We start from the raw sequence: 22,647 nt of genomic DNA on the forward strand, positions 1-22,647 counted from the left end.
GCGCCGGCCGCCGATGGAGCATAGCTGAATGCAGTTCACTCAGATTTTGCGGCCTGACGCGGTCCGGGTCTACTCCTCCGTGTCCAGCAAGAAGCGGCTGTTGCACGAACTCGGCAGCATTGCCGAGTCCGTCTATGGCCTTGATCCGCAAAAGGTGGTGGATGCCCTGATCGAACGGGAAAACCTTGGGCCCACCGGCGTGGGGCATGGCGTCGCCCTGCCGCATGCGCGGCTGGAGGGCATCGACATGGTCGTCGGTGCGCTCGTGCTTCTGGACACGCCCATCGATTTCAACTCGGTCGACCGCCAGCCGGTCGACCTCGCCTTCGCCCTCTTCGCGCCCGAGAATGCGGGTGTGGAACATCTGAAGGCATTGGCGCTTGTCTCGCGAACCCTGCGCGATCCTTCGATCTGCGCCAAGCTGCGCGCCAATGACGACCCGGCGACGTTGCACACGATCATAACGGAATCGCAGTCGGTTCAGGCGGCGTAGGCCCGGAACCCGAACATCATGTAGTCCCGCTGGTAGATGTCGCTGACCAGCGACTCGATCTCTTCATCATAGATCTCGTCGATCGAGAATGGCTGATCTGGCGCCGGTCTCGCAGGCGCCGCGGCCGCGTCATATCCCACCGACGCCGCAAGGCGCGGCAGCGCCTCGGCCAGCTCGTCCTCGCGCAGCACGATGTCCGGCAGGCTGAACTGTGCCATACCCTGCATGATGGACGACTGTGTGGCCCAATGCGCATCCACCCGGATATTCGTCTGCCCGGCAAGGTTCGCCTTCAGAAACTGCAGAAACGCGGCAAAGGCCAGCTTGTGCGTCTCGCGATCATACCCCTCGTCCGGCATCTTCCCCGGCAGCGGCAGCTTGTGAAAATTGCGCAGCGTCTTGCGGATGTCCAAGAAGCATCCCGGCCCGGTTTGCAGGATCTTGTCGCAGAATGCCGCATGGGCACGTGCCACCGGATGCCGCAACACGGTAAAGCCGCGATGCCCTGGCTTGCGCCGTTTCCACTGGCGTAACTCCTTCTGGTTCAGCTTGGTTGGCAGGTCGTCCACCGCCACGCCATCCAGCCCGGCCAGCCAGTCGCACACCGCCGCCTCCGGCCCCGACCGTATCGGCATATACAGGAGTGCCGCATGCGCCCCGGCCACGAAAGCGGGCACCGCCGGCCCCCGGCGCGGCTCGAAATTCGGCGTCCGGGTCAGGTTGAACGGATCCAGCCCGGCAAAGGCCTGTTCCATATCCCTGAAGTTGGACACCTTGTCTTCAAGCCCGCTGGGATTCTGCTTTTTCAGCGACGCGTCCAGCGCCTCCAGCCGTTCGTCGCTGCCCAGAAACTTCGCCAGACCGTTCAGCACATCAAGGTTCTGCAGGTCCTCGTAGGCGATGTAGAACGCCGCCTGACCCGACGCTTGCAGCCGGTTCAGCAGGAACACCTGGAACTCCTGCAGCTTGGTCACGTGCGTCTCGAACTCGGCCTTGTCGAACCGCACCTGGCTGTCCTTACGCTGCTTGACGTTGGTCAGCTTCCACTGGCCCGTCGCCTGCGCGATCTTCCAGCTGACATAACTGTCCAGGGGATTGCGCGTCAGGATGATCTTGGCACAGCGCGGATCATCCAGCATCACGTCAAGGATGCGCGGATCGTGGTCATGGAAATACCGGAACCCGCCCATCTTGTCCGGCACGTCCCGCACCGCCTTGATCAGCTGCATCGGATCGGCATCGCGCGTGTGCCGCGCCACCCCCGCGATCTCGTCGCGGTTGGGATAGCCGATGAAATGCGGGTTGAACGCCTCGCCGAAGCACTCGAAGTTTTCGAATGCGTTCAGGTTCGCCTCGAGAAAGTTGGACCCGGTGCGCATCTCTGCAAACACGACGAAATAGTCGAATTGGCCTGCCATCTATCGCACCAGGTAGGGTTTGCGCGTCTGCCCCTGCGGCTCATGCAGGCGATGCTCCACCGGGAAATCGCCCATCAGGTAGGGATGCATCCCCTGATTCTTGAGGTTCTGCAGGAACTGCCCGAACCCGGTCAGGTCGGCCATCTTGGGCACCTCGGCCAGGCCATGCACGCTTTGCTTGCCGATCTCGTCGATGATCGTCTGCAAGGGTTCCATCGGGGCCTCGATGAATTCCGCCATGGTCCAGATGCGCACCCGCGCCTTGCCCCACTGCGACCGCAGAACGTCCAGGTGCTTGCTTTCGACCTGCTGCAACAGCGCGGCCTCCTGCCGGATATCGGCGAAGTTCATGTTCGACTTGAACAACGGCACCGCCCACGCGCCCGAAATCACCGAGATCTGCGCGTTCTGGTCCTTGGCCAGCGACCACTCGATCTTCTCGATGTGGTCGCGCGGTCCGACCTGGAAACACTGCCGCTCGCCGCGCGTGTTCCAGATCAGGCTCGCGAGGAACGCCTGAGGGTTGTAATCGCGCAACTTCGCACTGTCGCTCAGCGCGCCGTTCATCACGGTCTGGCCGTCGGAAAACTCGGCGCGCTCCGGTGCGAACAAGTGGCCGTGCACCCGCGTGCCGGTGACCTTGGCCAGCCACGGCTCGAAATTCTCGAACAGGTCGCTGAACCCCTCGAACACCGAGTATTGCGCACAGGTCAGCCCGTTCTCGCGCCCCTCCACTGGGAACCGGCTCTGCATCAGCAGGCCGGGCCGCCCGCGGGTACGCCGTTCCACGGCCTTGGCAAAGATCCGGTCGATCTTGCCGGGGTTGGGCTCGGTCCGCTTCATCGCGCCTGCCGCGTCGGTCAGGAACGCATTGTAGAGCCGATTGGCAAAGGGCCAGATCTTGCGCGCCACGAAGCAATCGGACCGCCGCAGCAGTTGCAGGTGATCGTCGTAGAAAATATGCGGCTTGCCCTGGTAGTCGAACTTCGACAGGGTCAGTGACCGGCTTTCGATCTGCCGGGAATAGAGCCTTGCCAGCGTCTGGAAATAGCTTTCGTCCGGGATCCACACGCGCTTGAAATAGCTGTCATAGGTCGCCCGTTCCGGGTCCGTCAGGATCGCCGACAGGGTCTGCCGCGTCAGGCACCACCACTGGCTGCCCATATGCGGCACGATCCCGTTTGGAATGCGCCGTTTGTAACCGATCTTGCGTTGCAGGCGGACATATCGGTCGAACAGCTTGCGATTTCGCCGCCACGAAAACGGAAAGCGCAGGGTGAACCGCTCGTGGTCCAGCCCCCCGATCGTCCAAGGCACATCCGCCGTCGTCGCGCTTTCGATGAAATCCGTCTGAGGCCGCTCTGCCAGATAGTCGATCAGCTCCTGCACCGGGCGCAGCGGCAAGCAGGAGCCGGAGGCAAGGTAGACGTGCCGCACATCCGGAAAACTCTGTAGCATGATTTCCGACGCTTCCTGCGTCGCCGCCACCAGCCCCCACGTCCCCCACTCGCAGCGGTGGCGCCTGGCGAATTCCACCTGATCAAGGTCCGACAGGGCGTTGACGAATTTCCGGTAGGTCGCGTTGGGCACGTTGCGGTCGGCATGAATGACCAGAGGACAGCCCGAGGCGGCCCAATGGCGCGCCACCTGCTCGGCCCGGTCAAAGGCCGTGTGGACCAGCATTATGATGCCGACGCTCACCCTCTGCCCATCCTCATGCCCAGTTCCCCTTGGACATCAGCCCAAGAATTTCTAATTGCCGCCAGTTTATATATTTTTCCGACCATTTGCACCAAAGGTCAGGACTGTCCTGAAATTTCTCGGCGTATGATTTGTATTCGACACTTCCGGCATAGTGCTGACCGCGCCGCAACTCTTCCTCGGCCTTGGCGGTAAACGTGTTCAGGAACTTCGCGTGCAGCAGGATCCCGCTGGCCTTTTCCCCGCCCCATTCATCATAGGTCAGGTTCAGCCCCCGCGGCAAAAGCGTGTGGGTCGAGCTGATATAGGTGTACCGCTTGTCCCACCGCACCAGCGGCGTCTTGTTAAGCGCCGGCGCCTTCTTGGGCCGGTCGGCAAAGAACACCCGGCTGCGCGGCCCGCCCTGGATCCACAGGTTGCCGTATTGCCGATTCTTCTGGATCACGTAATTGCCGGGGTCGAACCATCCCGCAATCTCCAACGGGTCCTGTCCGGGCAAATATCGCACGTCGTCGATGCGCCCCTTGGGATACATATCCAACAGCATCGCGCCAAAGGATTTGACCTGACTGGTGTCCAGCCAGTCGGTCAGCGCCCGAATGGGGCGCGTGTCGCAGAACGGATAGATGAAAAGCTCGTCGGGATCGACCACCAGCGTCCAGTGCCCGTGGCCATATTTGCGCTGCAACCAGTTCAGCCAGTCGACCCCGAACTTTGACCCCTTGTAGCTGGCCTTGGTGGTCCAGATCGACACATCCTCCTGGTCGGCCATGAACTCGCGCCCGCCATCGGTGCTGTCGTTGTCCACGATCAGGAAATGCGAAACGCCAAGGTTGCGGTAATACTGCAAAAAGAACGACAGGCGCACGAATTCGTCACGCATCGTGCTGAACAGAAGGATGTCGCCAGGCCGGATCTTTCGCGTGCGATCCACCACGGGCTTGAGCGAGAAATGTTTGCGAAATGCGCGCACCCTGTGCCGCTTCCGGCGCAGCCGCATGGCATATGACTGCAACAAACTCACTACTCACATCCTCTGGGCCACCGGACTGACCAGCCGCCACCATACACGCATCGTGTTAATACATTCTTTTCCAAAATGGTACACCGCCGCAAAGGCCGGTTCCGTTCCCCTTCAATCGGTATAAGAGATTGTTTCCAAAACGCAATCAATTCTGGCCCTCAGATCCAATTGCCCTTTGACATCAGGCCCATCGCCTCCAGCTGCCGCCATCCGATCAGCCGCGTCGAAGCTGGGCACCAAAGATCGGGGTTCCCGGTCAGCGCGTCATAGTAGCTGTCGTAAAGGTCGCTGTTGGCAAAATGCTCCTGCCGCTGCTTTTCCTCGGCGGACCGGTCCACCACCGTGTTCAGAAACTTCGTATGCAGCAAGACCCCCGACAGACGCTCGCCACCGTCCTCGTCGTAAACTCGGTTCAGCCGACGGGGCAACAGCGAGTGCGCGCTGCTGACATAGGCATAGCGTCGGTTCCATTTCACCAAGGGCATCTTGCCCATCGTCGGCGCTCGCTCGGGCCGGTCAGCAAAGAACTTCCGCGCCCGCACACCCCCCTGGATCCAGAGGTTATGCAGGTCAGGCTTTTTCTGGATCATGTAATTCCCGCCGTCGAACCAGCACAGCCGCTCGAACGGATCTGCCCCGGCAGCATAGTCATGCTGCGCCAGCGGCCCCTTGGGATACATGTCCAGCATCAGCACCCCGAACGAGTCACGCTCCGATTGCTCCAGCCTTTCGACCAGCGCAGGCAAAGGGCGCGTTTCGTGATGCGGATAGATCAGGATCTCGTCGGCATCCAGCGTCAGGCACCAATGCCCGTGCCCGTGCCGCATCTGCAACCATGTCAGCCAATCGACGCCAAAGCGCGACAGCTTGTAGCTGGCCTGCGTCCACCACAGGGAAACATCCTCCTGCGCCTTCAGATAGTCGCGCGTGCCGTCGTCGCTGTCATTGTCCACGAACAGGAAATGTCGCACGCCCAGCGCGCGGTGATGCTGCAGGAAGAACGGCAGGCGCACCGCCTCGTTCCGCACGGTGGAAAAGCACAGGATGTCCCCCGGCGCGATCCGGTCGGTGCGATCCACAACCGGGCGCAACTGCCGCCGCTTGCGCAGCGCGCGAAACAACAGGCGCCGGCGCTTCCACCGAAGCCTGTACGCCTCCCATGCTTGCAACAGCACGCTCATTCGTCCTGCCTGACCCTTCCTTCGACCGCAGGGTCGGCGTTATTTTTCGTAATGTCCAGTTTGATGCCACCGCCACGCATCGCGGATCATCTCGTCCAGTGTCGAGCGGCCCGGAGTCCAGCCCAGCTCCGACACCGCCCGCTCCGAGCCCGACACCAGCTTGGTACAGTCCCCCGGCCGCCGCAGACCTTCGACAACGGGCACCTCCTTGTTCGTGATGCTGCGCGCATGCTCCACCACTTCGCGCACCGAGAAACCGCTTCCGGTCCCAAGGTTGAACACCCGGCTGCCCTTGTCGTCCTCCAGCCATTTCAAGCCCAGCACATGCGCATCCACCAGGTCACAGACATGCACGTAATCGCGTATGCACGTACCGTCGGGCGTGTCGTAATCCGTGCCGAATATCGTCAGCGCGTCGCGCTTGCCGTCGATCGCGTCCAGGATCAGCGGCACAAGGTGCGTTTCCGGCTGGTGGAACTCGCCCACCTCGGCCTCGGGGTCCGCCCCGGCCACGTTGAAATACCGAAAGATTACGTGCCGCAACCCGTGTGCCGCCTCGAAATCACGCAGCATGTTCTCGATCGCCCGCTTCGACCCGCCATAGGCGTTGATCGGGGCCTGCGGGCTGTCCTCGTTCAGCACGACGTTATCCTGATCGCCATAGGTGGCACAGGTCGAGGAAAATACGAACCGTTCGCAGCCCGCCGCCACCGCCGCCTCCAGCAAAACCAACGAGCCCGTGACGTTGTTATCCCAATAGAGGCCCGGCTCGCGCATGCTCTCGCCCACCTGGCTCAGCGCCCCGAAATGCAGCACCGCGATGGGCTGGTAGGCCGCAAACACCGCGTCCAGCCGCGCCCGATCACGCAGGTCGCCCTGCTCGAACGGGCCGAACTTCACGGCGTCCGCCCAACCAGTGCTCAGGTTGTCATAGGTAACCGGGGTATAGCCGGCACCTGCCAGCGCCTTGCAGGCATGCGAACCGATATAGCCCGCGCCGCCGGTGACAAGAACATTGGGCAAGGGGCGCCGCACTCCTTCGTTATTGCGCGGCCTTCGCGGGCTGCACCACATCCGTGATATAGTTCAGCAGGTCGTCGCGCAACTCGGGCCGGTTCAACGCAAAGGCCACTGTCGCCTGAAGGAACCCGGACTTCGAGCCGCAGTCGAACCGTTCACCCTCGAACCGATACCCCAGGACCTCTTCGCCTTCGCCCCGGGCCGCGTCAATGGCATCCGTCAGCTGGATCTCTCCGCCGGCGCCGGTCTGTTTCTTGTTCAGTTTCTGCAAAACCGTCGGCGTCAGGATATAGCGCCCGATCACGGCCAGGTTCGATGGCTGCTCGCCGGGGGCGGGTTTCTCCACCATGCCCTTGGTCGAAACGATCCGGCCCATATCCTCCTTCACGTCCAGCACGCCATAGGCCGACGCCTTGTCCTCGGGCACCTCCATGGCGGCGACCATGTTGTTCTCGCCTTCGGTTTCCTTGAACGCCTCGGCCATCTGCGCCAGGCAGGACTTTTCCGCCGCGATCACATCGTCGGGCAGGATCACCGCGAAAGGCTCGTTGCCGATAAGGCGCCGCGCGCACCACACGGCGTGGCCCAGGCCCAGAGCCTTGTTCTGCCGGGTATAGGCGATCTCGCCGCTGTCCATGTTGGTCGACTTCAGAATTTCCAGAAGCTCGTCTTTGCCCTTCTTGCGCAACTCCTGCTCAAGCTGCGGCGCATTGTCGAAATAATCCTCCAGCGCGCCCTTGCCGCGGGACGTGACAAAGATGAATTCCTTGATACCTGCTTCGCGCGCCTCGTCGATGGCGTATTGCACCAGCGGGCGGTCGACCAGCGTCATGATCTCTTTCGGAACCGATTTGGTTGCCGGCAAGAATCGCGTTCCCAGCCCCGCGACGGGAAAAATCGCCTTTGTCAGTTTCTTGCGCATCTAGAACTCCTTTGCCGCTTTCCTGGCAACACAATCGAAAAGGCCCACGTCACAGACCGGAACACAAGCGGTCCGAAGCGGCAAACCGACACAATGCGGCGCCTTTTCTTCGATCTGCTCATGACATGTGCATATCCCGCATCATGCCTTCTATCCTTTCAATATCTTCCGGGTTGTTAAGTTCCCAGAATTGTCGGCCGCGCGCCTCGACCTCGACACACAGGATCGACCGCCGGTTCTCGAGGAAGCGTAGTTGTTCAAGCCCTTCCAGCGTCTCCAGAGGGCCAGCCGGCCAAGTGCCGTAAGCATATAATGCATCGGGCCTGTAGGCATAGACCCCCACATGGTGAAACACCGGCGTCTCTTCCCCGTCGCCGTACACACGCGACGTATAGGGCACCACTTCCTTCGAAAAATAGAGCGCGTGGCGCGATTGGCCAAAAACCGCCGTCGTGCCGCCGACCCGGCCATTCGCGCGATCTTCCAGGAAACCATTCAGCGCCCGGCCGTCGCAGCGCAGCACCGGTGTGGCCACATCGGTTTCCGGGTTTTCGCGCATTCCCGCGATCAGGTTCTCGACGAACCAATGCGGGGTCAGCGGCGCGTCACCCTGCAAGTTCACCACGATCTCGTAATCGCCACCAAGATTTCGCAGCGCATCGGCACAGCGTTCCGTCCCGTTGGCGCAGTCCGGCGAGGTCATCACGACCTCGGCACCAAAACCGCGTGCCGCCTGCTCGATCCGCGTGTCATCCGTGGCCACGACCACCCGGTCGACACCCGAGACACTCGTGGCCGCAAGCCAACTGCGTTCGATCAGGCTCTTTTCCGTGCCATCCGCACCACGCAGAACGGCCAACGGTTTGCCCGGATAGCGGCTCGAGGCATAGCGTGCCGGGATGACCACCAACACACTCATCAGGCGGGCTTCAGCTCCACCTTGGGCGCATAGGCAATGAAGAACGGGTTGGCATAAGCCTCCTTGCCATAGCGAAGCGGTGTCTGGTCATCGAATCGCACCACCTGGCCCCCGGCGCCCAACAGCACCGCGTGCCCGGCGGCGGTATCCCATTCCATGGTCCGGCCAAGGCGCGGATAGATGTCTGCCTCTCCCGTCGCGATCAGGCAGAACTTCAGCGAGGATCCGGCGCTTTTCATGTCTCTCACGGCATATTTGTTGATGTAATCATCCGTCGCCTGGTCGCGGTGCGACTTGCTGGCTACGACCATCAGCGCCGCGTTGTCCGGATCGGACACCCTGATCTTTTTCAGCGCGCCCGACCTGTGCCGTGCGAAGGGTCCGGTTTCCTCCACCGAAACCCCGTCGGCGCGGGTAAAGAACATCCGTCCCTTGGCCGGCGCATAGACCACGCCGCGCGTCGGCACGCCGTTCTCGACATAGGCGATGTTGACGGTGAAATCGCCGCGCCGATGGATGAATTCCTTGGTTCCGTCCAGCGGATCGACGATCAGGAACGTGTCGGCCTGCTCGCCATGGGTCGCGACCTGTTCCTCGGTGATCAGGGCCACATCGGGAAACGTCGCCCGCAGGCCGTCCGAGATGATCTTGTCCGCCGCCTCGTCCGCCGCGGTGACAGGGCTGTCATCCGATTTCACCTTCACGTCGAAATCGTCCATGTCGTAGATCTCCATGATCCGGTCGCCGGCTTCCAGCGCCAGCCTCCGCATGACCGTGACAAGATTGTCGTAATCCAATGCCTGCTCCAATTCTTTTGTCCAACGCACAAAGGCGTTTGTTGCGGGACTGATGCGCGCCCCTTATGATATGTCACTAACGGGACAGCAAGAATTCCGTGCGAGAATTTCACAACAAGGCGGTTGCTTCAGACAGGTCATGTTCCAGAATACGCGCAAGAAATCGGTTCTTTCGTCCATCATGACGATTTGCGAGCTGATCTATCATACTACGGTCCGCGACGTGCGCAGCGCGCATGGCAACGCGTTCATGGCGCTTTTCCTCAACATCAGCACCGCGATCATCTTCGTTCTTGCCTTCTACTTCATGTTCTCGGTCCTTGGCCTGCGCGGGGCCAAGCTGCGCGGCGACTTCCTGCTCTACATGATGTCCGGCGTGTTTCTCTACCTTACCCACGTCAAGGCGCTGGGCGCCGTGGCGGGTGCGGCGGGCCCGTCATCGCCGATGATGCAGCACGCGCCGATGAACACGATCATATCGATCACCTCCGCCGCGCTTGGCTCCCTTTACATACAGGTCCTGTCGGCCCTGGTGATCCTGTTCATCTATCACACCGCCTTTCAACGGATCGAGATCGCCGATCCCATCGGCGCCTTCGGAATGCTGTTGCTGGCCTGGTTCACCGGCTGCGGCGTGGGTCTGCTGGTCATGGCGGCCAAGCCGTGGTTCCCGACCGCCGTGAACCTGATCCAGATCGTCTATACCCGGGCCAACATGATCGCCTCGGGCAAGCTTTTCGTCGCCAATACGCTGCCCGGCTACATGCTGGCGATGTTCGATTGGAACCCGCTCTTTCACGCCATCGATCAGTGCCGTGGGTACGTCTTCGCCAACTACTTCCCGCGCAACACCAGTGTCGAATACGCGGTTATCGTAGGCTGCGTTCTTCTCGTCATCGGGCTTCTGGCGGAATTCTACACCCGGCAATTCGCCTCCAGCAGTTGGTACGCCCGCAGATGAGAACACTTCTCGCGACCTGTGCCCTTCTACTGTGCGCCACCTTCGCCCATGCTCAGGCGCTACCTGCCTTCTACGATGTCTCGGGCGTCGCACCTGACGACGTCCTGAATGTCCGCGCAGGTCCCGGCGTCGGAAACTCCATCGTCGCAAAGCTGACCGCCGACGCCCGCTTCATCGAAGTCGTCGCATTCGACGAAAGCCGAGAATGGGCTCGCGTCAATGTGGAAGAGACGTCGGGCTGGGTCGCCCTGCGCTTCCTGGACCGACGCCCGGATCAGCCGGACGATCAGCTGCCCCGCCCGCTGATGTGCGCCGGAACCGAGCCGTTCTGGTCGCTCGATGTTGCCAGGACCTCCACGGCCACGCTCGACCGCATGGACGACGATCCCATCTCTGTCGCGACCCTCGATCCCGTCACCTCTGAAAACCGCACCGACCGCTATGCGATTTTCGGCCAGGCGCAAACCCAGGTCTTTACCTTCATGTTCCAGCGTGACGCCTGCACCGACGGCATGTCCGACCGTTTTTACGGAATGAGCGTCGATCTCTTCGTCACCGAAGAGTCCGGTGTCACCTACCTCACAGGCTGCTGCAACCTTGCACGCTGACCAACTTCCGGCGTCAATCCACGACCCGGCATGTCAGGTTGATCCGCCCCGGCTTTTCCAGCAGCATCGAGGTACCCGGCTTGATCCGGTCGATCCCGTGATAGGTCAGCCGCGCGTCACCGCCCATCACCACCACGTCCCCCGATTGCAGCCAGTGCGATTCCGTCTTGCCGCCCCGCGTCGCGTTCCCGATCCGGAACAGCCCCTCGTCCCCCAAGGATACCGACAGCACCGGCCAGCTGAAATCGGCCTCGTCCCGATCCTGGTGCATCCCCATCCGCGCATCTGCATCGTAGAAGTTTACGAGGCAGCAATCCGGCATGCGCTCACTGCTCACCAGATCGCGCCAAATCTGCAGCACCTCTTCGGGGATCGGCGGCCACGCCATACCGTCCGGATGCCGCGGCTCGTACCGGTATCCCCGCCTGTCGGACACCCAGCCATAGCGTCCGGCCGAGGTCAACTTGACCCGCATCGGCTTGCCATAGGGCGTCATCGGCGAAAACAGCGGCGCGGCGCGCACCACGCCCCGCAGCGCCTCCACCAGCGCAGCCTGCTCCGCCGCTTCAAGGAATCCCTTGAAAATGCGGAAACCGCGTATCTCCAGCGTCTCCTGTGCCATGTACCCCGAATTCCATCGAATCCGTCAAATTAAAACCCGAATCCTGCGATTCACCGCTTTTCAACCGCTTGCAGGGTCATAGTCCCCTGCCTATATACCGTCCGAAGCGCAGAGACCGCTTTCGGTATCTGTAACTCACATGGTGGCCAGATGCCTTTGACGGGTCCGGTCGCCCCTCAATCGCCTTAAGAACAGAAGGGATCGAAAAACATGTCCAAAGTCATTGGTATTGACCTCGGAACCACCAACAGCTGCGTCGCCATCATGGATGGCTCGCAAGCGCGCGTCATCGAGAACTCCGAAGGTGCACGCACCACGCCCTCGATCGTCGCCTTCACCGACGACGAGCGCCTTGTCGGCCAGCCGGCGAAACGCCAGGCGGTCACCAACCCCGAAAACACCATCTTCGGCGTCAAGCGCCTGATCGGTCGTCGTGCGGACGACAGCGATCTGGCCAAGGACAAGAAGAACATGCCGTTCGAAGTGATCGACGGTGGCAATGGCGACGCTTGGGTGCGCGCCAAGGGCGACAAGTATTCGCCCAGCCAGATCTCGGCCTTCATCCTCGGCAAGATGAAAGAAACCGCCGAAAGCTACCTCGGCGAGGAAGTGACGCAGGCCGTCATCACCGTGCCCGCCTACTTCAACGACGCCCAGCGACAGGCCACGAAAGACGCCGGCAAGATCGCCGGTCTCGAAGTGCTGCGCATCATCAACGAGCCGACCGCGGCAGCGCTGGCCTATGGCCTCGACAAGGAAGACACGCACACCATAGCGGTCTATGACCTTGGCGGCGGTACGTTCGACGTGACAATCCTCGAAATCGACGAGGGCCTTTTCGAAGTGAAATCCACCAACGGCGACACGTTCTTGGGCGGTGAAGACTTCGACATGCGCATCGTCAACTACCTTGCCGACGAGTTCAAAAAGGAACACGGCGTCGACCTGACCAAGGACAAGATGGCGCTGCAACGTCTGAAAGAGGCGGCCGAGAAAGCCAAGATCGAGCTTTCCAGCTCGTCCCAGACCGAGATCAACCAGCCGTTCATCTCGATGGGCTCCGACGGCTCGCCGCTGCACATGGTCATGAAACTGACCCGCGCCAAGCTGGAAAGCCTGGTGGGCGACCTCATCACCAACTCGCTGAAGCCCTGCAAGGCCGCGCTCAAGGATGCGGGTCTCTCGGCTGGCGACATCGACGAGATCGTTCTCGTCGGCGGCATGACCCGTATGCCCAAGGTCGTCGAGGAAGTGACCAAGTTCTTCGGCAAGGAGCCGCACAAGGGCGTGAACCCCGACGAGGTGGTCGCGATGGGCGCCGCCATTCAGGCCGGCGTTCTGCAAGGTGACGTCAAGGATGTTGTCCTGCTCGACGTGACCCCGCTCTCGCTCGGCATCGAAACGCTGGGTGGCGTGTTTACCCGCCTGATCGACCGCAACACCACGATCCCGACCAACAAGTCGCAGATCTTCTCCACCGCCGAAGACAACCAGTCGGCCGTGACGATCCGCGTCTTCCAGGGCGAGCGTGAAATGGCCGCGGACAACAAGATCCTGGGTCAGTTCAACCTCGAGGACATTCCGCCGGCCCCGCGCGGCATGCCCCAGATCGAGGTGACCTTCGACATCGACGCCAACGGCATCGTCTCTGTTTCCGCCAAGGATAAAGGCACGAACAAGGAGCAGAAGATCACCATCCAGGCATCGGGCGGTCTGTCCGAGGAGGACATCGACAAGATGGTCAAGGACGCCGAGGCCAATGCCGACGCGGACAAGGAACGCCGCGCCCTGGTCGAGGCCCGCAACCAGGCCGAAAGCCTCATCCACTCGACCGAGAAGTCGATGGAAGAGCATTCGGACAAGGTCGATCCGTCCACCATCGAGGCCATCGAACTGGCCATCTCGGCCCTCAAGGACGACCTCGAGAAAGAGGATGCCACCGCCGACAAGATCAAGGCCGGCATCCAGAACGTGACCGAGGCCGCCATGAAACTGGGCGAGGCGATCTACAAGGCCAGCCAGGACGACGGCGATGACGAACCTGCGGGCGCCGACGAAATGGGCAAAGACGACGAAGACATCGTCGACGCCGATTTCGAGGACCTCGACAACGATAAACGCGCTTAAGCGTCAAACGGACAGGCAGGGGGCGCATCCGCGCCCCCTGCTCTCCGATATAAAGGAGACATCCGATGGCCAAACGCGATTATTACGAGGTTCTTGGCGTGTCCAAGGGCGCCAGTGCCGACGAGATCAAGAAAGCCTACCGCACCAAGGCCAAAGAGCTTCACCCCGACCGCAACAAGGACAACCCCGATTCCGAGAAGAAGTTCAAGGAAGCGGGCGAGGCCTACGACATCCTGAAGGACGCCGAGAAGAAGGCGGCCTATGACCGTTTCGGCCACGCGGCCTTTGAGGGCGGCACGGGTGCCGGCGCGCGACCCGGTGGCGGGTTCGGCGGCGCAGGCGGTCCCGGTCAGGGCGATTTTGCCAGTGCGTTTTCCGACGTGTTCGACGACTTGTTCGGCGATTTCATGGGCGGCGGTGCCCGTGGTGGTCCCGGCGGACGCCAGCGTGCGGCGCGTGGTGCCGATCTGCGCTACAACCTGCGCGTCGACCTGGACGACGCGTATCGTGGCCTGCAAAAAACCATCAACGTGCCCACCTCGGTCAAATGCGATTCCTGTGACGGGTCCGGGGCCGAAGGCGGCGCCGAACCGACGACTTGTCCGACCTGCTCGGGCATGGGCAAGGTTCGTGCGCAACAGGGCTTCTTCACGGTCGAACGCACCTGCCCAACATGCTCGGGCCTCGGCCAGATCATCAAGAACCCCTGCAACACCTGCGGCGGCCAGGGCCGCACGCAACAGGACCGCTCGCTTTCGGTGAACATTCCCGCAGGCGTCGAAACCGGCACCCGCATCCGCCTCGCCGGCGAGGGCGAGGCCGGAATGCGCGGCGGTCCGGCAGGCGATCTTTACATCTTCCTCGAGGTCGCGCCGCACAAGATATTCGAGCGTGAGGACACCAACCTTTTCTGCCGCGTCCCCGTTTCGGTCGCCAAGGCCGCGCTCGGCGGCGATATCGAGGTGCCGACGATCGACGGCGGCCGCAGCCGGGTCAAGATCCCCGAGGGTTCGCAATCGGGGCGCCAGATGCGCTTGCGCGGCAAGGGCATGCCCGCCCTGCGTGGCGGCGGTCACGGCGACATGTTCATCGAACTGGCGGTGGAAACACCCGTCAACCTGACCTCGCGGCAAAAGGAAATCCTCAAGGAGTTCGACACGCTGTCAGAGGACAACAACCCGGAAACCAAGAGCTTCTTCAAATCGGTGAAGGGCTTCTGGGACTCGATGAAAAGCTAAAGCGCAAACCTCATCCTCGGGTCTGACCTGCGGATCTCTGACTGCATGAGATCCCGGATCAGGTCCGGGATGGCGTCACGCCAACGCAAAGCCCCGCCCCGGGCCTGACCCGGGGCCTCTCTTCCGGCATTAACCATTCACTAACCTTCCCGCGTCACCTTCGGGCCATGCCCGACTCGCGCGCCTTCAAGGAAATGTCCCTGCCGCTCTTCGACAGCGACGAGGTTCCCGTTTCCGCGAACGTGCCCGGCAAACAACCTTCCTACATCCGCGACCACCGCAAGCGCCTGCGTGACCGCTTCATGGCCGGCGGCGCCGAAGCGCTGCCGGATTACGAGATGCTCGAACTCGTGCTCTTCCGCGCAATCCCTCGGCGCGATGTCAAACCGCTGGCGCATGCCCTGCTTGAACAGTTCTGCAGCTTCAACGCCGTGATCTCCGCCCCCTTCGATCAGCTTTGCACCGTTCCGGGTGTGGGCGAGGCCGTGATCTGCGAACTCAAGGTGGTCGAGGCCGCCGCCCACCGCCTCGCGCGGTCCCGCGTCGCCCAGCGCCCCATCGTTTCCAGCTGGGATGCCCTGCTGGACTATTGTCACACGGCCATGGCGCACCGGGATATCGAACAGTTCCGCGTCTTCTACCTGGATCGCCGCAACACGCTCATCGCCGACGAGGAACAGGCGCGCGGCACCGTCGATCACGTGCCGGTCTATCCGCGCGAAGTGGTCAAACGTGCCCTGCATCTCAACGCCAGCGCGCTGATCCTCGTGCACAATCACCCATCGGGCGATCCCACGCCCTCCCAGTCCGATATCGACATGACCATACAGATCGAGACGGCGGCAAGCGCGCTTGGCATCACGCTGCACGATCACATCATCATCGGCAAATCCTGCGAAACCAGTTTCCGCAGCAAAGGCCTGATCTAGGGCGCTACCGCACCCAAACCTCGACCCGCCGGTTGATCCGCCGGCCCCAGCCGGTGCCGTCACAGGCCATCGGCATCGCCTCGCCAAAGGCTTCCAGCTCTGTCGTGATCCGATCCATGTTCGCCGTCTCCGCCGCCGCGACAACAGCACTGCGTACCGCCTCGGCCCGGCGCAGCGCGATCCGCCGATTGTTGTCGGCTGGACCCGCCCCGTCGCTGAACCCCACGAAGACCAGCCGCCGCGCATCGTACTTGCCAACTTCCATCGCCCGCGCAAGCTGTGCCACGTTCGAGCGTGACTGTGCATCCAGCCGCGCCGACCCGGCCTCGAACCGGAACGTGGTTGTCAGCCGCTTGAGCGACGTCAGGGCCGACACCATGCGCTGCAGCTCCTCCAGCCCCAGCTCCTCGCCCGCCTGCGCAATCGCATTGGCCAAGCGGTCGCCCTGTTCGTTGATCCCGATCTCCTCCGGCGCCTGATCCACGAAACCTGCCCTCCGGATCACCAGCTGCGCCGACGGGTCCTTCAGATATGCCAGGAACTCCCGCCCCAGCTTTGGCAGGCGCCGCGCCGGCAGGTACAGGAACATCGGTGCGGTCAAAGGATAATCCTCGGTCTTGACCGCCCGCCGCGTGGCGCGCAACGCGAACCCGCATTCTCCGCTCAGCGCCAGCGTCAGCGTGTTCCCCGTCTCGGCCCGCGCCATCAGGCCCATTGCGAACGGGTCCTCCGCCACCGCCTCGGCCAGCGACACGCCGTCGGCATGGCGGGTGACGGTCTCGGCAAAACTCACGCCCGCCGGGCGCACCACAAGATCCTCGCTGGCCTGTCCCAGCCCGGACCGCGCATCGAAAAGATGTACCGCGATCGGCGCGTCCGGCCCACCCAGCGCGTTCCAATTATCGATCTTGCCCGACAGAACCTCGGCCAATTGCGTCAGCGTCACCTGCTGCACCGGGTTCGACGGCGCCACCACCGGCACCAGCGCCTCCAGCGCCATGACCCGCCCGCGCCCATTGGCCGACATGTCGCCCAGCGCCGCATCCTTGCCCAGCCGCACCTCTCGGGGGCGGATCTCGCGCATCGACATGGCAATGTCCGCCACATCCGCGATCAGGTCGGCAAAACCTTCGTCGGAATTGGTCAACCGGAACTGGAACTCGCCCACGACGCGCGCCTCGGCCGGGTCGTGGATCGACAACAGCAAGCTGCCGTCCTCCAGCGTCTCGCGGCTCATTTCATAACCTTCGCGGATGGCGAAGGCCTCGACCAGCGCCGGCATCAACAGCCGTCCGATCGTCGGCGCCCCGGAAAACACCACCTGCGCCACGTAGGTATCCAGATTGGGGCAGCCCGGCCCTGCGCAATCCACGCCCGAGCCGTCTACCGTCAGCTCGCCATAGACCGTATCGACCCGGTAAAACTCGCCATCAAATCCCAGAAGGTTACCGGTAATCTCGACATTTCCGTCACGCGACGTCAGCGTCACATCCTGCGCGCTGACCGGGAACGCGCCCGCAAAAAGGAAAAGTGCGGCGTAAGCCGCCGCACGTAGCATTTTCATGGATGCCCTCGGATCGCAGCGTCAGTTGCGCGCGATCTTCAAGTCTTCGTACAGGTTTTTCAACACCAGAAAGTCACCCACCGCATCGCAATCCGGGATCGCCATCGTCAGGTCGCGCGCCGAGATTTCCCCAGCCCCGGGCTTGATCAATGCCTGCGCCGCGATATCCCGGCCGCAATTGGCCGCGTTGATCTCGGTTTCGAGGCTCACCTGTATATCGCCCTCGCGCAGCGCGTTCTGCGTCGGGAAGGTGTAAACCTCTGCCATGAGGGTCGTCTCCTCGATCACCCCGTCGCCAAGGCGCAGAAGGAAACCGCCCTCGCCTGTCGCTGCGCTGGATACATCCCGAGCCGCATCGCGCCAGACGTGGCCCTGCTCGCCATAGTTCGCGCCGTATTCCATCGCGTGAATCTGCAGCCCGCTGCGGCCCTGCCATTGCACGACGTAACGGTCGTAATAATCCAGCATATCGACATCGGCCTGCGCCACCGCACCTTCGCCATTGTCGAAGGCCGCGATGAACACCGCGCTCTGCGTCAGGGCTGGCACCTGCATCGACCATGTGCCATCGAGATCGGTGATCGCACTGAACATCATGCCATTGTGGTGCAGAGTGAACTGCGTGTCCGCATGGCAAGGCGCGGTCAGCTCCAGCTGAACCATCGCTGCTGCGTCGGGGCGCGCGACCATCTCGATCTCGCCTTCACACGCCGCCAGAGCCGGGGCCTTTTCTTCCTTCGGGAAGGTCCGGATCGGCGCATCCTGCAACGCGGCCAATTGCAGCGGCGCATCGGGCAGCGCCTTGGGCTGCGGAGCCGCGGCCGGTGGAACCGGCTCGGCCGACGTCAGCGTGACGCTTTGAACTTCAAGGCCATCCGCCTCAAAGCTCTGTCCAGTCACCAAAACAGCCTTTTGCAAAAGCTCATCTTTCCCGGCGTCGGCGGCAAGGACCGGCGCCTCGCGCTCTTCCGCCCGCGCGGTCACTCCAATCTTTTCTTCGACAGGAACCGTGACAGGCGACTGCGCCGTATCTGCCGGTTTGGGTGTCGCTCCCACGAACGCCTGCGCGAACGCATCGGCAGACGCGGTATCAATCGCGGATGCCTGCGCCGAAGGCACGTTGCGATCGCCACTCGACAACTGCATGAAATAGCCAATCCCAAGGGCACAGCCCAAGGTCACGCCGGCCATGGCGATACGTTTCGAATTCCCCAACTTGATCATAACGATCTCCCACACCTTCATAGGTCAAAAGATCGCTAGTCGATGAACATGGCTGCTTGAAGGCAACCAGAGGGTGTCATTTGGGCCGTGTTGTGGCGTCCGGCGTCAGCCCAGCCGCCCGTGGCAATGCTTGAATTTCTTGCCCGAACCGCAGGGACAGGCCTCGTTCCGCCCCGGGTTGCCCCAGGTAGACCGGTCGTTTTCGTCGAACCCGGGCAGGGCGGCGCCCGTGGGGTCTTCGAGCGTCACCGCACCGGGCTCGCGCTCTTCCGTCTCGGACGGGTTCGGCGCCATCGCGGCCTGTTTCGCCTGCAGGTCACGCAACATCTGCTGCTGTTCCGCGTCCGTCATCGGGCGGATCCGGGCCAGCTGCTGGGTCACGTCCTGCCGCAGGCTGTCCAGCATGGTCTCGAACAGCTGGAACGCCTCGTTCTTGTACTCGTTCAGCGGGTCGCGCTGCGCATAGCCACGGAAACCCACGACGCTGCGCAGGTGTTCCAGCGTCAACAGGTGCTCGCGCCATTTGCTGTCGATGGTCTGGAGCAGGACCTGCTTTTCGATCATCCGCATCTGTTCCGGCCCAAACGCCTCGGTCTTTTCGGCCATCATCTCGTCGGCGGCTTCTTCCAGCCGGTCGGCGACCACGTCGTCGTCCACGCCTTCCTCGTCGCCCCAGGCCATCACCGGCACGTCCAGGTTCAGCCGCTCGATCACCGCGGCATAGAGCCCTTCCATGTCCCACTGGTCGGCATAGGTCTTGGGCGGCATGTACTGGTCGATCAGGTCGTCGATCACCTCGCCACGCATGTCCTTGACGGTCTCCGACAGGTCGGTCGCCTCCATGATGTCCAGACGCTGCCGGAAAATCACCTTGCGCTGCTCGTTCATCACGTCGTCGAACTTCAGAAGCTGCTTGCGGATGTCAAAGTTGCGCCCCTCGACCTTCGCCTGCGCGCGTTCCAGGCTCTTGTTCACCCACGGGTGAATGATCGCCTCGCCTTCCTTCATGCCCAGCGTCGACAGGACCTTTTCCAGCCGTTCAGACCCGAAAATGCGCATCAGGTCATCATCCAGGCTCAGGAAGAACGCCGACCGCCCCGGGTCGCCCTGGCGGCCCGACCGGCCGCGCAGCTGGTTGTCGATCCGGCGGCTTTCGTGCCGTTCCGTGGCAAGAACAAACAGACCACCGGCATCGATCACCGCCTGCTCGTCATCCTTGTGCCCGGCTTCCAGCCGCTTGCGCAGCTCCTCGGTGTCGGCTTCAGGATCGGCGGCAATCGCTTCCATGATCTGGAAATCCAGGTTGCCGCCCAGCTTGATGTCGGTGCCGCGCCCGGCCATGTTTGTGGCAATCGTCACCGCGCCCAGCTTGCCGGCATCCGCGACGATCTGCGCTTCCTTCTCGTGCTGGCGCGCGTTCAGCACATTGTGCTTCACCCCCGCCTTCTTCAGCAACTCGCTCAGCATCTCCGACTTGTCAATCGACGTCGTGCCCACAAGAATCGGCTGGCCTTTCTCGTGTGCCTCCTTGATCGACGTGACGATGGCGTCGAATTTCTCTTGCGCGGTGCGGTAGACGGCATCGTCCTCGTCCACGCGAGCAATCGGTTTGTTCGTCGGCACCTCGACCACGCCCAACCCGTAGATCTGGCCAAACTCCTCGGCCTCGGTCGTCGCCGTCCCGGTCATGCCCGAAAGCTTGTCATACAGGCGGAAATAGTTCTGGAACGTCACCTGCGCCAGCGTCACGTTCTCGGGCTTGATCTCGCAGCCTTCCTTGGCCTCGATCGCCTGGTGCAGACCATCCGACAGCCGGCGTCCGGCCATCATCCGCCCGGTGAACTCGTCGATCAGCACGACCTCGTTGTCGCGGACGATATAGTCTCTGTCCTTGAGGAAAAGCTTATGCGCCCGCAGGCCCTGGTTCATGTGGTGCACGATGGTCGTGCTTTCGGGATCGTAAAGCGATTGACCCTCTTCCAGCAGACCCTTCTGGTGCAGCAGCTCTTCGATATATTCGTTGCCTTCGTCGGTGAAGGTGACGTTCTTGGTCTTTTCGTCGATCTTGTAGTGGTCTTCTTCCAGGCTCGGGATCAGCCCGTCGATGGTCACGTACAGCTCGCTGCGGTCCTGCGCCGGGCCCGAGATGATCAGCGGCGTCCGGGCCTCGTCGATCAGGATGCTGTCCACCTCGTCGACGATGGCGAAATTATGCCCGCGCTGCGCCATTTCCTCGAGGCTCGATTTCATGTTGTCGCGCAGGTAATCGAAGCCGAGCTCGTTGTTGGTGGCATAGGTGATGTCGGCGGCATACGCGCCTTTCTTCTCGTCATCCGGCTGCTGCGGATAGACGACGCCCGTAGTCATCCCCAGCGCGGAAAAGACATTGCCCATCCACTCGGCATCCCGCTTGGCGAGGTAATCGTTCACCGTGACGATATGCACGCCCTTGCCGGTCAGCGCGTTCAGATAGGCCGGAAAGGTCGCCACAAGGGTCTTGCCCTCACCCGTCTTCATCTCCGAGATGTTGCCCTGATGCAGGAAGATCCCGCCCATCAACTGCACATCGAAGGCCCGCAGGCCCAGCGCCCGTCGGGCGGCTTCACGACAGTTGGCGAAGGCTTCGGGCAGGATCGCGTCCAGTTTCTCACCGTCCGCGATACGCGTCTTGAACTCTTGGGTCTTGGCGATCAGCCCGGCGTCGTCCAGAGCCTCGTACTCGGGCTCCAGGGCGTTGATCTTTTCCACCAGCGGGCGGGTCGTCTTGACCTTTCGGTCGTTCGGAGTGCCAAAAACCTTTCTGGCAACCGTTCCAATACCCAGCATATCCTATCCGTTCCGGTCTTTGACTATCTCGTGAAAGGCAATCGCTTGCCCCGTCCGCCGCACCGCCCTAGAACGGGCCCAAGGGGACGGCCCTGCCTTTGATCATAAGGCGATGTAAGGGGCCGCTCATGGACTGTCAACGTCACAACGCGCCACGTCTTGGCGCGAGAAAGCAAAGGGTTTTCCATGTCACATCCGATTAAGTCGCTTCTGACCGCCGCTTGCGCCACCGCCATACTCGCTCATGGCGCCCTGGCCCAGGATACAGCCGAGACAGAGACTGACGCGGCACCGGACGCCGATGTCGGCCAGGTCGTCGCCACGGTCAACGGCACCGAGATCACGCTGGCCCACGTCATAGCGCTCCGCGCCACCTTGCCGCAGCAATACAACCAGTTCCCTCCGAACTTGCTGTTGCAGGGCATCGTCGACCAACTGATCCAGCATACCCTGCTGAACCAGTCGCTGGAGGGCGAGCCTTCCCTGCGCAGCCAGGTCTCGATCGAGAACGAGGAACGCGCCATCATCGCCGGCGAGGTCATGGCCGGCGTGATGCAGCAGGCCCCCTCTGACGAGGACCTGCAAGCGGCCTACGAAGAGCAATACCCCGCTGATGTGCAGGAAACCGAATACCGCGCTTCGCACATCCTGGTGGAAACCGAGGAAGAGGCGCAGGAACTGGTGACCGCGCTCGAAGGCGATGCCGATTTCGCCGCTTTGGCCCGCGAAAAATCCACCGGGCCCTCGGGCGCCTCCGGCGGTGATCTCGGCTGGTTCGGCGCCAGCGACATGGTCGCACCGTTCTTCGATGCCGTCGCCGCGCTCGAACCCGGCGAAGTGTCCGACCCGGTCGAAACCCAGTTCGGCTGGCACGTGATCACGCTGGCCGAGACTCGCAACAAGGAACGTCCTGCGCTTGAGACCGTGCGCGAGGAACTGACAGCGCAGCTTCAACAGGGCGCACTCGAAGCCCATATCGAAAGCCTGGAGTCCAACGCCGAGATCGACCGGATCGACCTCGAGGAAATAGACCCCACCGTGATCGACGCGCTCGAACTCCTGGAGAACTGACA

At 62.2% G+C, this 22,647-nt stretch carries 19 protein-coding genes; 7 read left to right on the plus strand and 12 right to left on the minus strand.

From position 1 onward, the window contains the following. The first annotated feature begins 28 nt into the window (after positions 1–28). Positions 29–493, plus strand: a complete 465-nt coding sequence (locus RBB18_RS04610) for a PTS sugar transporter subunit IIA (RefSeq protein WP_103762649.1) — start codon at positions 29–31, stop codon at positions 491–493. Here the strand turns inward: RBB18_RS04610 and RBB18_RS04615 are convergent. From RBB18_RS04615 to cysQ, 8 genes are all read right to left on the minus strand, one after another. Beyond that, a complete protein-coding gene (locus RBB18_RS04615) occupies positions 481–1,911 on the minus strand; it encodes a sulfotransferase family 2 domain-containing protein (protein ID WP_103762648.1) in 1,431 nt (476 codons plus the stop codon). The two genes, RBB18_RS04610 and RBB18_RS04615, sit on opposite strands and share 13 nt — an antisense overlap. Next, complete coding sequence (locus RBB18_RS04620; RefSeq protein ID WP_103762647.1) at positions 1,912–3,612, minus strand: beta-1,6-N-acetylglucosaminyltransferase; 1,701 nt, start codon at positions 3,610–3,612, stop codon at positions 1,912–1,914. It lies immediately after the preceding gene. A gap of 13 nt (positions 3,613–3,625) precedes the next feature. After that, positions 3,626–4,612: a glycosyltransferase family 2 protein gene (locus tag RBB18_RS04625; RefSeq protein ID WP_306110400.1), complete on the minus strand. Its 987-nt coding sequence runs from the start codon at positions 4,610–4,612 to the stop codon at positions 3,626–3,628. A gap of 182 nt (positions 4,613–4,794) precedes the next feature. Continuing rightward, positions 4,795–5,817: a glycosyltransferase family 2 protein gene (locus RBB18_RS04630; RefSeq protein ID WP_103762645.1), complete on the minus strand. Its 1,023-nt coding sequence runs from the start codon at positions 5,815–5,817 to the stop codon at positions 4,795–4,797. Between the two features lie 39 nt (positions 5,818–5,856). After that, positions 5,857–6,840, minus strand: coding sequence for a UDP-glucose 4-epimerase GalE (gene galE / locus RBB18_RS04635; RefSeq protein ID WP_103762644.1), 984 nt, complete (start codon positions 6,838–6,840; stop codon positions 5,857–5,859). A 19-nt stretch (positions 6,841–6,859) separates the two neighbouring features. Next, complete coding sequence (locus RBB18_RS04640) at positions 6,860–7,759, minus strand: UTP--glucose-1-phosphate uridylyltransferase (RefSeq protein WP_274592796.1); 900 nt, start codon at positions 7,757–7,759, stop codon at positions 6,860–6,862. A 118-nt stretch (positions 7,760–7,877) separates the two neighbouring features. Next, entirely contained in the window at positions 7,878–8,678 is an 801-nt protein-coding gene (locus tag RBB18_RS04645) for a 3-deoxy-manno-octulosonate cytidylyltransferase (RefSeq protein ID WP_103762642.1), read from the minus strand. After that, positions 8,678–9,475, minus strand: coding sequence for a 3'(2'),5'-bisphosphate nucleotidase CysQ (gene cysQ, locus RBB18_RS04650; RefSeq protein WP_103762992.1), 798 nt, complete (start codon positions 9,473–9,475; stop codon positions 8,678–8,680). Before cysQ ends, RBB18_RS04645 begins: the two co-directional genes overlap by 1 nt. A gap of 139 nt (positions 9,476–9,614) precedes the next feature. Here cysQ and RBB18_RS04655 point away from each other — a divergent pair, with 139 nt between their 5' ends. Both RBB18_RS04655 and RBB18_RS04660 read left to right on the plus strand, forming a co-directional pair. After that, complete coding sequence (locus RBB18_RS04655; protein WP_103762641.1) at positions 9,615–10,436, plus strand: ABC transporter permease; 822 nt, start codon at positions 9,615–9,617, stop codon at positions 10,434–10,436. Then, positions 10,433–11,044 carry an SH3 domain-containing protein gene (locus tag RBB18_RS04660; protein ID WP_103762640.1) on the plus strand — a complete coding sequence of 204 codons (612 nt, stop codon included), beginning with the start codon at positions 10,433–10,435 and terminating at the stop codon, positions 11,042–11,044. The genes RBB18_RS04655 and RBB18_RS04660 overlap by 4 nt, the downstream gene beginning before the upstream one ends. Positions 11,045–11,057: 13 nt before the next feature. Here the strand turns inward: RBB18_RS04660 and RBB18_RS04665 are convergent, their stop codons facing one another. Further along, positions 11,058–11,666 carry an alpha-ketoglutarate-dependent dioxygenase AlkB gene (locus RBB18_RS04665; protein ID WP_103762639.1) on the minus strand — a complete coding sequence of 203 codons (609 nt, stop codon included), beginning with the start codon at positions 11,664–11,666 and terminating at the stop codon, positions 11,058–11,060. A 210-nt stretch (positions 11,667–11,876) separates the two neighbouring features. Here RBB18_RS04665 and dnaK point away from each other — a divergent pair, with 210 nt between their 5' ends. From dnaK to radC, 3 genes are all read left to right on the plus strand, one after another. Then, a complete protein-coding gene (dnaK, locus tag RBB18_RS04670) occupies positions 11,877–13,793 on the plus strand; it encodes a molecular chaperone DnaK (RefSeq protein WP_103762638.1) in 1,917 nt (638 codons plus the stop codon). A 65-nt stretch (positions 13,794–13,858) separates the two neighbouring features. Next, positions 13,859–15,031 carry a molecular chaperone DnaJ gene (gene dnaJ / locus RBB18_RS04675; RefSeq protein ID WP_103762637.1) on the plus strand — a complete coding sequence of 391 codons (1,173 nt, stop codon included), beginning with the start codon at positions 13,859–13,861 and terminating at the stop codon, positions 15,029–15,031. 167 nt (positions 15,032–15,198) lie between these two features. Then, entirely contained in the window at positions 15,199–15,960 is a 762-nt protein-coding gene (gene radC / locus RBB18_RS04680; protein WP_103762636.1) for a DNA repair protein RadC, read from the plus strand. A gap of 4 nt (positions 15,961–15,964) precedes the next feature. Here radC and RBB18_RS04685 read toward each other — a convergent pair whose 3' ends face one another. The 3 genes from RBB18_RS04685 to secA form a co-directional block, all read right to left on the minus strand. Next, positions 15,965–17,524 (minus strand): phosphate ABC transporter substrate-binding/OmpA family protein, encoded by a 1,560-nt coding sequence (locus RBB18_RS04685; protein ID WP_306110351.1) that lies wholly within the window; start codon positions 17,522–17,524, stop codon positions 15,965–15,967. Between the two features lie 21 nt (positions 17,525–17,545). Next, positions 17,546–18,748, minus strand: a complete 1,203-nt coding sequence (locus RBB18_RS04690; protein WP_306110352.1) for a hypothetical protein — start codon at positions 18,746–18,748, stop codon at positions 17,546–17,548. Positions 18,749–18,853: 105 nt separating this feature from the next. Continuing rightward, positions 18,854–21,574 (minus strand): preprotein translocase subunit SecA, encoded by a 2,721-nt coding sequence (secA, locus tag RBB18_RS04695; RefSeq protein ID WP_103762633.1) that lies wholly within the window; start codon positions 21,572–21,574, stop codon positions 18,854–18,856. Between the two features lie 186 nt (positions 21,575–21,760). Between secA and RBB18_RS04700 the strand changes: the two genes are divergently transcribed. Further along, a complete protein-coding gene (locus tag RBB18_RS04700; protein ID WP_306110353.1) occupies positions 21,761–22,645 on the plus strand; it encodes a peptidylprolyl isomerase in 885 nt (294 codons plus the stop codon). Positions 22,646–22,647: the final 2 nt, after the last annotated feature.

It is taken from the genome of Roseovarius sp. MMSF_3298, from assembly GCF_030733705.1.
Taxonomy (GTDB): Bacteria; Pseudomonadota; Alphaproteobacteria; order Rhodobacterales; family Rhodobacteraceae; genus Roseovarius; species Roseovarius confluentis.